A 13834-nucleotide genomic window follows, 5' to 3' on the forward strand; every position below is an offset into this window, starting at 1 on the left:
CGTCAAGTTCCATTGTAGCCGCCCGGAACCTCGCCTGCCGCGACCGGTTTGCCAATCTTGCCCGATAGCGCCGCCGCGAGCGTCATTTCCAACGCCGCGATCCCGTCCCGCCCGGTGCACAGCACCTCGTCTTGCGCGCCGCCGACGACCGCAGCGAAACGGTTCACCTGTTCAAAGAGGGGATCGACGCGTTTGAAGTCCGGCCCGCCGGTTCTCAAATGAGGCTTCGACCACTCGATCTCTCCGGGACCGGATCGGCCCCAAGCCGTAAGGGAGGGGAATTCCAGCGCGCCCTCGGCCCCGATGATCCGGATGTAGTCCTGCCCCGAACTGGCGATGGCCGGATTCTCGCCGCACGCCGCCTCGAATGCCCATGGAGACACGCCCGCGTCGGAGATGAGGAACGAACCCAATGCCCCGTTCGCGAAGCGGAAGGCGAGCGCTGCGGTATCTTCGATCTGAAATCCGCGACGGGCGGACGAGGTTAGCGCGACGACCTCTATCAGATCGCCGAGGATGAAGCGCATAAGGTCGATCTCGTGCGAGAGGTTCGTCATCAGCGGTCCGGCACCGGGCCGACGCCGCCAGTCCACGTCATAGTAGCTGTCGTGCTTGCGAAGGGACCACAGACCCTGGACACCGACGACGTCCCCCAAATTGCCGACCGCATTTCGCGCAGCCTGCGAGAACGGGTGGCAGCGGCGGTGGTGTCCGGTGAATAACGGCAGGCCTTTGTCATTTGCCGCAGCGAGCAGCGCGCGCGCTTCGTCGAGCGTCGCGGCGACGGGTTTCTCGACGATCACGGCCCAGCCTTTATCGAGCGCGGCCGTGGCACTTTCGAAATGCGCCGGGGTCGGTGTCGCGACGATTGCCGCGAGCGTGTCGCCCGGCACATCGGCCGTCTCTGCCACGACCGGGAACCCCATCGCGTCGAGTTCTTTCCGGCGCTGTTCGAAAGGTTCGACAATGGCTGTCAGGCGCACCTGTTCGGAACCTTGGCTCACCTCGACATGGCGCATGCCGATCGCGCCGCCACCGACCACGCAGAGGGGCAGCGGCACGCTCACATCACGGCCCCGATTTGCCATGGCACGAATTCGTAGTCTCCAAGCCCCTGCGCCTCGGACTTCGACGCTTCACCCGAGGCCATGCGGAGCCACATATCGTAGATCTCTCGCCCGACCTCTTCGATGCTCGCGCCATCCGTCAGGATACGCCCGGCATTCACGTCCATGTCCTCGGTCATGCGGGTATACATTTCGGTATTCGTGGCGATCTTCATCGATGGGGAGGGCTTGGCGCCGAAGGCGGAGCCGCGCCCGGTGGTGAAAGCCACGAGGTTGCAGCCGCTGGCGATCTGACCGGTGACCGAGGCGGGATCGTAGCCGGGGCTGTCCATGAAGGTGAACCCCTGCGCGGTCACGGGCTCGGCGTACTTGTAGACGCCGGTCAGAGGGGTGGTGCCGCCCTTCGCCGCCGCGCCGAGGGATTTTTCGAGGATCGTCGTCAGGCCGCCCTTCTTGTTTCCAGGTGAGGGGTTGTTGTCCATCGAGCCAAGATTGCGGGCGGTGTAGTCCTCCCACCACCGGATCAGCCCGATGAGTTTCTCTCCGATTTCGCGGCTTGCGGCGCGGGCGGTCAGCAGATGCTCTGCGCCGTAGATCTCGGGCGTTTCTGCCAAGACACCAGTGCCGCCCTGGGCCACGAGCAGGTCGCAGGCATATCCAAGCGCCGGGTTGGCGGTAATGCCGGACCACGCATCAGAACCGCCGCATTGCAGGGCGACCATCAGGTCGGAAGCGGGGCACTTCTCTCGCGTCGACTGATTGACGAGGGGAAGCATCGCCTCGATCTTCTTGACCCCAAGCTCGACCGTCTTTCTCAGCCCGCCCACGTCCTGAATATTCATGGACTGGAAAAGCGGGCCGGGTGTCAGACCGTAAGCCTCGACCAGCCAGTCGATCTGGTTCATCTCGCATCCGAGCCCCGCCATCAGCACAGCGCCGACATTGGGATTGCGGGCGTAACCCCACATGACGCGCTGCAGCGCCTCGAACCCATCACCCGAACCTGCCATGCCGCAACCGGTGCCATGCACGAAGGCGACGACACCGTCGACGTTGGGGTAGGAGGCGAGCCTGTCGGGCGTGAAATGGGCCGCGATCATCCGGGCGGCGGTGGCCGAGCAGTTAACCGAAGTGAGCACCGCGATGTAGTTGCGCGTCCCCACCCGACCCGATGCCCGCCGATAGCCCATGAAGGTGTCGACGGTATTTGCGGGTTCGACGGGGCGAAGATTGGTCGAATACTCATACTCGGTGTCGACGTGCCGGAATTCGAGGTTGTGGGTGTGGACGTGTGTGCCCGGAGAGATGTCGCAGGCGGCATAGCCGATCACCTGCGCGTACTTTCGCACTGGCTCGCCCGTCGCGATTTCGGAGTTCGCCATCTTGTGTCCGCGCGGGATGATCTCACGCGCGCCTTCATCTCCCGGGGCGAGTTGGACGATGGCAGTGACAACATTGTCGGCATTCGAGAGGCGAACGGTCTTCATCAATGAACCTCGAGAACGGGCGAGCACAATGGCCCTCCGAAGTGACCGGGCGCCGGGATGATGCGGGGCAGACCGCGCGAAGCCCGTAAATCTTCCGGGGCGGCCTAGTCCGCCCTCGGTTAGTCTCAAGCCGCTACTTGAGGAACAGCGACACGATCGGCGGCCAGATCAAGAGCACCGACAGCGCAACAAGCTGCAGTACTATGAAAGGCAGGAACCCCCGGAAGATCGCCGTCAGGGAAATGTGCGGCGGAGCCACCGATTTGAGGTAGAAGGCCGCTGGGCCGAAGGGCGGCGACAGGAAGCTGACCTGCATGTTCATGCAGAACACCACGCCGAACCAGATTGCCACATGCTTGGGCTCGAGACTGCCAAACATCCCGATCTCTTCCACCGGCAGCTTCAGCACGATGGGCAGGAAGACCGGCATGATCAGCAGCACGATGCCGACCCAGTCCATGAACATCCCCATGATGAGGAAGATGACCATCATCACGAGGATGATGCCCATGGTCGGCAGTTCCGCCGCGACAATCATGTTGGCGACATAGGTCGGCCCACCCGCGAGCGTGTAGGCGGCGGCGAGCGAGGCGGCGCCGATCGTCACCCAGATGATTGTCCCCGTCGACTTAAGCGTCCGCATCAGACTGTCCCACACGATCTCGAAAGACATCTCGCGGCGGATGAGGCTGATTGTGAAGACCGCGACGACACCCATGCCCGCGGCTTCGGTGATGCCGGTGATCCCCATGTAGATCGAACCCAGCACGACGCCGATGACGATGACCGGCGCGATCAGGCCCTTGCCCATTTCCCAGCCCTCGTTCGTCCGCTCGCGGCCGACGAGGAAGATGAGGCCGAGCGCGATCACGAAGGCGCCGACGATGTAGGGAATGTCCGACACCATGCCGAGCGCGATGGGATCGACGCCTTCCTGGACCTTGTTGTCACCGGTCATCGTGAAGAAAATGGCGCGCACGAACAGAAAGCCCGTGATCCAAAGCGCAAAGCGCGACAGGAATCCGACGAAGCGCAGGAACTTTTCACGCCCCTTGGGGTCGTCGGGATCGTCCTCGGGCAGGGGGGCTAGAGACGGGTTCAGGTTGGTGCGGACCAGAATGTAAATAATGAAGAAGGATGCGAGCATGAAGCCCGGCAGGAAGGACGCGGTAAAGAGCGCTTTGATCGATGTCTCGGTCACCAGACCATAGAAGATCAGCACGATTGAGGGCGGGATCATGGTCCCGAGACTGCCGGATGCACAGATCGTCCCGATGGCCAAATTCTGGTTGTAGCCGAGCCGTAGCATCTGCGGCAGCGCGATCAGACCCAGAAGCACAACTTCGCCGCCGATGATCCCCGACATGGCGGCCATGATCACCGCCATGATCGAGGTCACGATCGCGATGCCTCCGCGGGTTCGACTAAGCCAGCGGTTGAGCGAGGAATACATGTCCCGCGCGATACCGGACCGCTCGAGAAGCGCAGCCATGAATATGAAGAGCGGAACCGATATGAGGACGTAGTTCGTCATCTGTCGGTAGACCGCCTGGGCGAGCACCGAAAGCGGCCCCCTGCCGAAGTTGCCGAAAAGCAGTTCGGGGCCGAATTTCATGACCAGGACGGCGACGGCCAGGAAGGCCGAGGCGAATCCGAGCGGCATGCCGATCGCCAGAAGCACGAACATGCCGATCAGAAGGAGCACGCTGAGCGTGGCGATGTCGTCCACCTTCATCCAGGCGAAGAGTTCGAGGAATTCCATCTCAGTCCCCCAGGGTCCGGCGGATGTTCTCGATCTCGGCTTCGTCGACCTCCTCGAGGCCGTGATGTTCGGGCAGCTTGTTCCAGTCGGCGATCAGGTTCGACACCGCCTGCAAGGCGACGAGAACGATGATGATGAGAATCGCGGGCTTCACGATGCCCGGGATCGGCGGATCCCATGCGGTGCCAAAGGTCTCCATCCGCAGGAGCCGGGTCTCGGCGTCGGAATAACCGCCCCAAACCAGCGCGAGGGTGAAGGCCAGGAGCAGAAGCAGCGAGACGACGTCAGCGGTCTTCTGCATCCAGCGCGGCATCAGGTCGTAGATCACGTAGATGCGGATATGGCTGCGCTGCTGCATCGCATATTGGCCCGCGAACAGGAACACGAAGGCGGCGATCCAGAGCGAGAGCTCATTTGCCCAGAGCGTAGGGCGCGAAAAGACGTAGCGAGAGACGACTTCGTAGAACATCACGATCACGATGAGCGCGACCATGATCATCGCCATCCGCGAGGTGATGAGCGATAGAAAGTCGAAAATGCCGTGCGGCTCGCGCTCAATCACGCCATGAAAATCGGATAGATAGAGTGATGCGAAAAGGATCGCCCCACCGATAGAGCAAAGCATGGCGGTCACGATGGGCCGCCCGGCGGGCCGGATCATTTCATGCATGCCGATCGCGTCTGCGGATAAGAACCGGTTCAAAACCAGCCAGGCGAAAATGAGAAAGGTTAGCGCGGTGAAAACCAGCATGGCCAGCCGAACCGGTCCCCTGAACCGCCCAAGCCAAACGCTTTCCTTCTCCATCGCGTGCGCCTCCCTGCGGGTCCGGATGTTTCGGCTGAAAGAAACGGTGAGCCCCATTGCCGGGACTCACCGAGGTCAGCAGGCCGCTGCCGGCGGCATCGACCCGTTAGTTGATTAGGCCGAGCTGCTTCAGGTATGCCTTGTGGCTTTCCAGAAGGGCGCCGGCTTCGGGCGAACGGGTGCCCCAGTCGTCCCATGCGGCCTGCGCGGCCTTGCGGAACTCGGCACGGTCCTCGGCCGACCAGTTGTAGAGCGTCACGCCGTCGGCCTGCAGCTTGGCCGCTGCCTCGGCGTTGTTCCGTTCGTTCGACAGCGCGATGTGAAACGACAGTTTCTGCCATGCGGTGTCGATGATGCGGCGCTGCTGCTCGGTCAAGCCGTTCCAGACGTCGAGGTTGCAGGCCAGGTGGTCAGACGGCATCGAGTGGAAGCCGGGGTAGGTTGCGTGCTTCACGATGTCGTAGAGGCCCAGGCCGACGTTGTTCGCCAGACCCGATGCGTCGGCGCCGTCGATGATGCCGGTTTCCAGTGCGGTGAAGATCTCGGTGAAGTCCATCACGATGGGCGAGGCGCCCAGCTTTTCAAAGATCTCGGTTTCCATCCCGGGGGGCGAGCGGAACTTCCAGCCCTTCAGGTCTTCGAACCCGGCGATTGGCTTCGACGAGGACAGCGATTCCTGGCCATAGATCGCCCAGCCGATCAGCTGCATGTTCTGCGCGTTGTATAGCTCCTGCGCGGCGGCGTAGCCGTCACCGTAGTAGAGCCACGAATATTGCTGCCAGGGGGTGTCATAGCCGCCCATGATGTCGCCAACGAATTGGAAGGCCGGGTTCTTGCCGGTCTGGTAGGCGCCGCCGGTTGCGTCGCAGTCGACAATGCCGTTGATCGCAGCGTCGAACGTTTCGGTCGTGGCCACGACCGAGGACGAGTAGAACATCTCGACGGTGATTTCGCCATTCGACATCGTCTGCACATCGTCCATCCACTCCGCGAGCATTTTTCCCGTCGGGTGCTCGGTCGCGTAGTGAGTCTGGATCCTCAGCGTGACCGGATCAGCCATAGCCGCGGTTGCCATCGCGACAGTGGCTCCGGCCGTCGCAAGCAGGGTCTTGAGCGTCATGTAACTTCCTCCCTTGGCGTCCTGTTTCGGCCGCCCGTTCCATTTCGCGCGTCCTCCCACGCGCGGCGAAAGATGGTATACCATCTTGGGGAACGCTAGCGAATGCCGGGTCGACAATCAACATATTTTGGTATACCAAACTGGAAAACCTGACCATGAGGGTGGCGGCGCAAGCTCGCTCGGATAAGCCCGCAACCACCTAAGTAAACTCGGAAAAGGGGCCCGATGGCCGAACCAATTCTGGCCGAGCAGATAGCGAACCACCTGCGAAGAGACATTCTTCGCGGCAAGCTTCCTCCGGGAACATCCATCAAGGAACGTGACAACGCGTCGGAACTCGGCGTGAGCCGCACGCCGATGCGCGAAGCGATTCGCATTCTCGCAAAGGAGGGCCTCGTCCGCCTGCGCCCGTCGCGCAGCCCAATCGTCGCGCAACCCGACTTCAAGGATGTTTCCGATCAAGCCGAAGTGCTGATCGCGCTGGAGAAGCTTTCGGCGGAGCTCGCCTGCAGGGACGCAACCGAAGCGGATATCGAGCGGATCGGCGGGATCGTCGACTACATGGCTGAGCACTTCGCCGAGTCTGATCCGCTTGACATGTTCGAGATCGACATGTCCTTCCACACCGCCATTGCTGAGGCATCGCACAACCATGCGCTTGCCGAGACGCATCGCACCTTCCTGCAACGGCTGTGGCGGGCCCGCTATCTCGCCGCCAGCCAGCGGCGCAACCGCGAACGGGTGGTGAGCGAACACACCCGGATACTCGACGCTCTGAAGGCACGGAATCCTGACGCTGCACGGGCCGCGATCGATAATCATCTATGGCGCTTGGCCGAGGATATCCGCGCGGTGGTCGAGGCGGAAATCAGCGGCGGCGCAAACAACAACTCAGAAGTCGGAGAGCCCCTATGAAACTGCTGCGATACGGACCTGCTGGTAGCGAAAAGCCTGGGCTTCTCGATTCGAACGGGCAGGTCCGCGATCTGTCGGGCAAGGTGCCGGATCTAGCCGGCGCCGGCGTCTCGTCCGAGGCGCTGGACCGGATCCGCGCGCTCGATCTGGACAGTCTGCCGATTGTCGCAGAGCCGGGCCGGATCGGCAGCTGTCTAGCGTCGGTGCCGAACTTCTTCTGTATCGGTCTGAACTACGCCAAGCACGCGGCCGAAACCGGAGCGGAGCCGCCGAAAGAACCGATCGTCTTCTCCAAGGCCTCGTCGGCTTTGTCCGGGCCTTACGATCCGGTCATCATCCCCCCCAATTCAGTGAAGACCGACTGGGAGGTAGAACTGGGCATAGTGATCGGGCGCGAGACGCTCTACGTCGGCGAAGCCGATGCGCACGGCCACGTCGCTGGCTATTGCACGATCAACGACGTCTCTGAGCGCGCATTTCAGATCGAAATGGGCGGGCAATGGATCAAGGGCAAGTCCGCCCCGACATTCGGGCCCATCGGCCCGTGGCTCGTCACGGTGGACGAGGTGCCCGATCCGCAGAAGCTCGGTCTCAGCCTGTCCCTGAATGGCGAGATTGTGCAGGATTCGAACACAGACGACATGATCTTTGGTGTGGCAGAAATCGTCTCCTACATGAGCCGCTTCATGAAACTGGTGCCGGGCGACATCATCGCGACGGGTACCCCGTCGGGTGTCGGGATGGGGATGAAGCCGCAGCGCTTCCTGCGCCCGGGCGACGTGATGGAGCTTACGGTCGAGGGGCTCGGCAGCCAGCGCCAGGAGGCCATCGCCGCCGTTTGACCGGGCTCCGGGCCCTGCGCGCCTTCGGCTGACTGTCCCATGGCACGCAGCGCGAACCTGAACGGCATCCTCTAGTTCGAAATCGTCGCACGGCACGGAACCGTCACGCGCGCGGCGGAGGAGCTTTCTGTTTCGCCATCGGCGGTAAGCCAGCAGATCAAGTCGCTCGAACAGGAGCTTGGCCTGAAGCTGTTTCGCCGCGACGGCCGGCTGCTGACCCTCACGCTGGAGGGTGAGCAACTTTTCCAGAAATCGGCCAACGCCCTGGGCATGCTGCGAGACGCGCGGGAACCGCAAGTTGATCCTGATACGTTCCTCGATGGCGCTGCAAATGGCGGTCGACAGCGCTGGCATCGTGCTGGAATCGCTTGCGCTGGCGACACAGGAAGTGGCTGATGGGCAGCTCGTACCGATCCCGCCGACGCTGCCGATGCAGAGCTTTCCGGCCTATTGGCCGATTTGTCCGTCCCGCTTCCTGAATCGCCGCGGTGCGGCTGTTCTTGGCTTGGCTGCAGGAACAGCCGGACCGGCACGAGACCGACAGAGGCCGGATCGCCGCCGAGCATGGATTGAGCATCGAGGAGATCGATGTCGTGAGCGAGCTTTCGCGCAATCCCGACTAGGAAGGTCGCGCGAAGCCCCCTTATCAGTGGATGAGCGAGCCGCCGTTCACATCGACTTCCGAGCCGGTGACATAGGCCGAAAGGGCGGAGGCGAGAAATAGCGCGCACCCCGCGACGTCCGAAGCTTCTCCCGCGCGCCCCATCGGGATACCGGCGAGGATTTGGACCCGCATCTCGGGCGTCAGTTTCCCGGCGGTGATATCGGTTGCGATAAAGCCGGGGCAGATCGCGTTCGAACGGATCCCGTCGGGCGCGAGTTCACGCGCCATCGCCTTGGTCAGGCCCAGCACCCCCGCCTTGGCGGCCGAGTAGTGCGGTCCGCCGAATATGCCGCCGCCGCGCTGCGCCGAGACCGACGACATGTTCACGATCGACCCGGTCCTGCGGTTCCGCATATGGGGGATGACCGCCTGGCTCATGTTCAGCGTGCCAAGCAGGTTTACGTCGAGCACCGCGTCGTAGTTCTCATGGCTGATGTCCATGATCCTCAGGGGCTGCGTGATGCCCGCATTGTTCACCAAGATGTCGATCTGAGCGAATGCGTCAAGCACGGCCGCCACCGCGGCGTCGCAGTCGGCCTTGCGGGTCACGTCGCAGGCCAGGCCGATATGGTCTTCGCCGATGTCACCGGCGGCATCTTCGGCCTGCGCCGCGTCAAGATCGAGAATCGCGACGCGCGCGCCATGCTCCGCAAACAGCGTCGCCGTGGCTTTGCCCAATCCGCGCGGGCTCGCAGCGCCGGTGATGATCGCGGTTTTCCCTTCAAGAAGTCCCATTCTCCACTCCTCTCGCGCGATCGCTCGCCGCCTCAGCTTTCGTGCACCGTCTTGCCCGTCAGCGCCTCGTAGACTCTCACGACCATGCTGTCGTCCTCCGATCCGAGGCCCAGCCCCGCCGCGGCAATGAGCATCTGGTGCGCCGCGGCGGCGAGAGGCAGCGGAACATTGCTTTCGCGTCCAGTTTGCAGAACCAGCCCGACATCCTTGACGAAGATATCCACCGTCGAGGTCGGCGACGGATCGGCAGACATCATGCGGGGGACGCGGTCGTCGAACATCCAGCTTTGGCCCGAAGAAGATGATACGATCTCATGCAGCATCTTGGGATCGCAGCCGGCGCTGACCCCGAGCGACATGAGCTCCGCGGCGGCCACGAGGTGCACGCCTGCGGCCAGCTGGTGCACGACCTTGTAGGTGGCGCCCATGCCGGGTTCGCTCCCCACCCTGTGAACCTTCCTCGAGATCGCAGCAAGCAGCTCTCCTGCGCGGGTGAAGGCGGCGTCTGGCCCGGCCGCCATGATCGTCAGCGCGCCCGCATCGGCCCCGGTCTGGCCGCCGGAAACGGGCGCGTCGAGCGTCACGTGGCCCGCCGCACTCAGCGACTGAGCGAAGACTCGCACGTCGGTCGGGGCGATGGTGGACGACAGCACCACAGTCGATCCAGGCATCAGCGCATCGACCGCACCGGACGCGAACAGGGCCGCTTCGACCTGCAGGGCGGTTTGGACCATCACCAGAAGCAGATCGCATCCCTCCGCCGCCGCTTTCGCACTCTCCACCGCTACTCCGCCGGCTTCGGAAAAGCGCTGACGTGCGGGTGCCGAGATGTCGTAGCCCTTGAGATCGATGCCGGCTTTCAGAATGTTTCGGGCCATGCCCTGGCCCATCATTCCCAAACCGATTATCGCGGTTCCGGCCATGACTAGTTGTCCATCCAGGACTTGACCCGCCGCGTGACCTGGTCAACGGACAGGCCGTATTGATCGTGTAGCGTTGGCAATGCGCCTGCATCGAGAAACTCGTCGGGCAGCGCGATGGACCGGAACGGCACAAGGACGCCGCTGCGCATGAGCGCCCCTGCCACCGCTTCGCCCAGGCCGCCGACGATGGTGTGGTTCTCGGCGGTGATGACAAGCCGCCCCCTATTTGCGGCCTCAGCCTTGATCGTTTCCACGTCCAGCGGTTTCAGCGTCGGCACGTGCAGCACGGCGCAATCCACGCCGTCCGACTTGAGCATTCGCGCCGCGTCGATCACCCGCATCGTCATGAAGCCGGTCGAGATGAACAGCACGTCATTGCCGTCGTGAATGAGCTTCGCCTTGCCGAGTTCGAAGCGGTATCCGAACTCACCGAGCACGTTCGGTACTTGCCCGCGCAAAAGCCGCATGTAGACGGGGCCTGGATGATCCGCGATGGCGTGCGTCGCCTGTTCGATCTCCACCGCGTCGCAGGGGTCGACGATGGTCAGGTTCGGCATGCCGCGCATGATCGCGAGGTCTTCGGTCGCCTGATGCGAGGGGCCGTAACCGGTCGTCAGGCCGGGCAGGGCGCAGACGATCTTGACCGGCAGATTTTCCTCCGCGATCGCCATGACGATGAAGTCGTAGGCGCGGCGCGACGCGAAGACGGCGTAGGTCGTGGCGAAGGGCGTAAATCCCTCGCGCGCGAGTCCGGCGGCAGCCGAGATCATAACCTGCTCGGCCATGCCCATCTGGTAGAAGCGGTCGGGATACGCCTTCGCGAACACATGTAGGTCGGTGTACTTCGACAGGTCCGCTGTCAGCCCGACGATGTCCTCTCGTATCCGCGCCAGTTCGCAGAGCGCATGGCCGAAGGGTGCGGCAACCGTCTCCCTCCCTTCGGCGTCGAGCGACGCGATCATCGCGGAGGTCCTGAGTCGCTCTCCGGTCTCCGAAACGGGAAGGGTACGGGCTGTGTGCTTGGGTTTGCGGCGGGACAGCGCGCCTATGGGGATTTCATGCGTCATTGCGGCTTGTCCTCGTCCAGAACGGCGAGCGCCTTCGCCCATTCGTCCGCCTCGACGCGGATGAAATGGGTAATCTCGCGGGCTTCGAGGAAAGGTATACCCTTGCACATCTTCGTCTTGCAGATGATCACCCGGGGCTTGGCGCTGGGGTGGTTGCGCGCGTTGTCGAACGCCTCGACCAGCGCGGACATGTCGTTCCCGTCGACCTCCTGCGCATACCAGCCGAAGGCTTCCCACTTTGGGGCTTCGGTCCCGGTCGCGAGCGCATTGGTCGTCGGACCGTCCGCCTGCTGGTTGTTGAAGTCCACCACTGCGATGAGGTTGTCGAGCTTCCACTGGACCGCACTCATCACCGCTTCCCAGGTCGAGCCTTCGCCCAACTCGCCGTCCGACAGCATGTTGTAGACGAAGGCGGGGTTTTTCTTGCGCTTCAGCCCGAGCGCCATGCCGACCGCGATGCCAAGCCCGTGGCCGAGCGAACCGCCGGTGATCTCCATGCCCGGCGTGTAGGCGGCCATGCCCGACATGGGCATCCGGCTGTCGTCCATCCCGTAGGTTTCAATCTCGTTTTCGGGCAGAACGCCAGCCTCGATCAGCGCCGCGTATAGCGCAATCGCGTAGTGGCCGATGGAGAGAAGAAACCGGTCGCGCGCCTCCCATTCAGGGTCGTTCGCGCGATAATTGAGGGCGTGAAAGTAGGACACGGCGAGCACGTCGGCGACCCCGAGCGCCTGGCCAATGTAGCCTTGGCCCTGAACCTCACCCATCAGGAGCGCATTGCGCCGGATCGCCCAGGCACGCTGGGCAAGGCTTGTGTTCGATCCAGATATCTCCCGTTGGCGTTCCAATCCACGCCTCCTTCGTAGGGGCTGTTGCTGGCCGTTTGGTAATCGCCTTCTTAGCCCGGCCTTGGCAAGCGCGATTTCTCTAACACTCCTTTGGCTAATCCCAATGAACAAGTCGAAAAAAGGGATGGTCCGGAACACGTGTCACTGGCTACCGTGTCGCATGAACGAGGACGAATAGGACCGCCCGATGAATCTGTCATCCATGCTGGCCGAGCGCAACGCCGAGGGCAAACCCGTTCGCATCGGCCTGATCGGCGCAGGCAAGTTCGGATCGATGGTGCTGGCGCAGGCCAAGCATATCCCGGGCTACCACGTCGTCGGAATCGCCGATCTCGATACGGGCAAGGCGCGGGAAGCACTGAGGCGCGTTCACTGGGAGGATGAGCGCTTCGCGGCAACCTCGCTGGGCGACGCCTATGACAGCGGCACCACTTTCGTCACTGAAGATGCCGCCGCGCTTTTCGCCTTTAGCGGTATCGAGTGCGTCATCGAGGCTACCGGTCATCCCATCGCCGGAATACGCCATGCGCTGGCGGCGATCGAGGCGGACAAGCACGTGGTTATGGTGAATGTCGAAGCCGACGTACTCTGCGGTCCTCTCATCGCCGAGCGTGCCCGGCAGAAGGGCGTCGTTTATTCCATGGCCTACGGTGACCAGCCCGCGGCGATCTGCGAACTTGTCGACTGGGTTCACGCCTGCGGGTTCAAGCTTGTGGCTGCGGGCAAGGGCATGAACTTCGCACCACCCTATCGCTACTCCACCCCCGATACCGTCTGGGGGTTCTACGGATGGACCGAGGAAGAGGTGGCGAGGGGCGATTTCAACCCGAAAATGTACAACTCCTTCACCGACGGTACCAAGGCCGCGATCGAGATGGCGGCGGTGGCCAATGCGACGGGGCTCGATTGCCCCGATGATGGGCTCGCGTTCCACCCATCGGGGCTGCACGATCTCGCGCAAGTCTTCAAACCCCAGGCCGATGGCGGGCGTCTGCCGAAGGCGGGGCTGGTGGATATTGCGGCCAGCCGTGAACCCGATGGGCGGGTCGTCTTCAACAACATCCAGTACGGGATGTTCGTGACGTTTCGCGCCCCGGACAAGTATACCCGCGCGTGTTTCCAGCAGTACGGTCTGCAAACTGACGAAACCGGCTGGTACGGATCCATGTGGCGTCCTTTCCACCTGATCGGACTGGAAACCAGCGTCTCCGTCCTGTCCGCCGTGCTACGCAGAGAGCCCACCGGCAACTCGGCCCGCTGGCGTGCCGATGCTGTGGCGACCGCGAAGGGTGATTTCCAGGCCGGCGAAATGCTGGATGGCGAGGGCGGCTTCAAGGTCTGGGCAAAGGCGATCCCGTCCCGCCTGTCCGCCGCTGCGGGCGCCCTGCCCATCGGGCTGGCGCACCACATCAAGCTCAGGCGGCCAGTCAGCCGCGATCAGGTCATCACGCTCGACGATGTTGAGGTCAAGGATGATCTCGACATCTTCGCGCTGCGTGAAGAGCAGCGTAGGCTGGCTAACGGCTGAACCTGCGAAGGTCGATCGACCATGAGTCGTATGTCGTTATAATAACACGGATTCCTAAGGTAAGGCGAGCG

The 13834-nt window shown here is 62.9% G+C and carries 14 protein-coding genes; 5 read left to right on the forward strand and 9 right to left on the reverse strand.

The genetic code is table 11. The annotated features are described in order from the left end of the window. Nucleotides 1-2: 2 nt before the first annotated feature. From DEA8626_RS03650 to DEA8626_RS03670, 5 genes are all read right to left on the reverse strand, one after another. On the reverse strand, nt 3-1088 hold the full coding sequence (locus tag DEA8626_RS03650; RefSeq protein ID WP_108851695.1) for a Gfo/Idh/MocA family protein: 1086 nt from the start codon (nt 1086-1088) through the stop codon (nt 3-5). Next, nucleotides 1064-2554, reverse strand: coding sequence for a UxaA family hydrolase (locus DEA8626_RS03655; RefSeq protein ID WP_108851696.1), 1491 nt, complete (start codon nt 2552-2554; stop codon nt 1064-1066). The genes DEA8626_RS03650 and DEA8626_RS03655 overlap by 25 nt, the downstream gene beginning before the upstream one ends. 133 nt (nt 2555-2687) lie before the next feature. Then, a complete protein-coding gene (locus DEA8626_RS03660; RefSeq protein WP_219929158.1) occupies nt 2688-4316 on the reverse strand; it encodes a TRAP transporter large permease in 1629 nt (542 codons plus the stop codon). A gap of 1 nt (nt 4317) precedes the next feature. Next, the gene (locus tag DEA8626_RS03665; RefSeq protein WP_108851697.1) at nt 4318-5121 is read right to left on the reverse strand and encodes a TRAP transporter small permease subunit; all 804 of its coding nucleotides are present in this window, start codon (nt 5119-5121) and stop codon (nt 4318-4320) included. Between the two features lie 106 nt (nt 5122-5227). Next, nucleotides 5228-6241 (reverse strand): TRAP transporter substrate-binding protein, encoded by a 1014-nt coding sequence (locus DEA8626_RS03670; protein WP_108851698.1) that lies wholly within the window; start codon nt 6239-6241, stop codon nt 5228-5230. Between the two features lie 225 nt (nt 6242-6466). Between DEA8626_RS03670 and DEA8626_RS03675 the strand changes: the two genes are divergently transcribed. The 4 genes from DEA8626_RS03675 (at nt 6467) to DEA8626_RS21550 (ending at nt 8621) form a co-directional block, all read left to right on the forward strand. Beyond that, nucleotides 6467-7156: a GntR family transcriptional regulator gene (locus DEA8626_RS03675; protein WP_108851699.1), complete on the forward strand. Its 690-nt coding sequence runs from the start codon at nt 6467-6469 to the stop codon at nt 7154-7156. Then, a complete protein-coding gene (locus tag DEA8626_RS03680) occupies nt 7153-7998 on the forward strand; it encodes a fumarylacetoacetate hydrolase family protein (protein ID WP_108851700.1) in 846 nt (281 codons plus the stop codon). The genes DEA8626_RS03675 and DEA8626_RS03680 overlap by 4 nt, the downstream gene beginning before the upstream one ends. Before the next feature lie 81 nt (nt 7999-8079). Beyond that, nucleotides 8080-8394: a LysR family transcriptional regulator gene (locus DEA8626_RS21735; protein WP_369021456.1), complete on the forward strand. Its 315-nt coding sequence runs from the start codon at nt 8080-8082 to the stop codon at nt 8392-8394. 104 nt (nt 8395-8498) lie between these two features. Then, on the forward strand, nt 8499-8621 hold the full coding sequence (locus tag DEA8626_RS21550; protein WP_281261485.1) for a hypothetical protein: 123 nt from the start codon (nt 8499-8501) through the stop codon (nt 8619-8621). 23 nt (nt 8622-8644) lie between these two features. Here the strand turns inward: DEA8626_RS21550 and DEA8626_RS03690 are convergent, their stop codons facing one another. From DEA8626_RS03690 to DEA8626_RS03705, 4 genes are read right to left on the reverse strand one after another with little or no spacing between them, the layout of a single operon-like run. Further along, nucleotides 8645-9397: an SDR family NAD(P)-dependent oxidoreductase gene (locus DEA8626_RS03690; protein WP_108851701.1), complete on the reverse strand. Its 753-nt coding sequence runs from the start codon at nt 9395-9397 to the stop codon at nt 8645-8647. Between the two features lie 32 nt (nt 9398-9429). Then, nucleotides 9430-10320 (reverse strand): NAD(P)-dependent oxidoreductase, encoded by an 891-nt coding sequence (locus DEA8626_RS03695; RefSeq protein ID WP_108851702.1) that lies wholly within the window; start codon nt 10318-10320, stop codon nt 9430-9432. Between the two features lie 2 nt (nt 10321-10322). Next, nucleotides 10323-11387 carry a transketolase family protein gene (locus tag DEA8626_RS03700; RefSeq protein ID WP_108851703.1) on the reverse strand — a complete coding sequence of 355 codons (1065 nt, stop codon included), beginning with the start codon at nt 11385-11387 and terminating at the stop codon, nt 10323-10325. Continuing rightward, on the reverse strand, nt 11384-12154 hold the full coding sequence (locus DEA8626_RS03705; RefSeq protein WP_108853304.1) for a transketolase: 771 nt from the start codon (nt 12152-12154) through the stop codon (nt 11384-11386). Before DEA8626_RS03705 ends, DEA8626_RS03700 begins: the two co-directional genes overlap by 4 nt. A 268-nt stretch (nt 12155-12422) precedes the next feature. On the opposite strand from DEA8626_RS03705, the gene DEA8626_RS03710 reads away from it, so the two are divergent. Next, nucleotides 12423-13763 carry an NAD(P)H-dependent oxidoreductase gene (locus tag DEA8626_RS03710; protein WP_108851704.1) on the forward strand — a complete coding sequence of 447 codons (1341 nt, stop codon included), beginning with the start codon at nt 12423-12425 and terminating at the stop codon, nt 13761-13763. Nucleotides 13764-13834 lie beyond the last annotated feature (71 nt).

The organism is Defluviimonas aquaemixtae, from assembly GCF_900302475.1.
Lineage (GTDB): Bacteria > Pseudomonadota > Alphaproteobacteria > Rhodobacterales > Rhodobacteraceae > Albidovulum > Albidovulum aquaemixtae.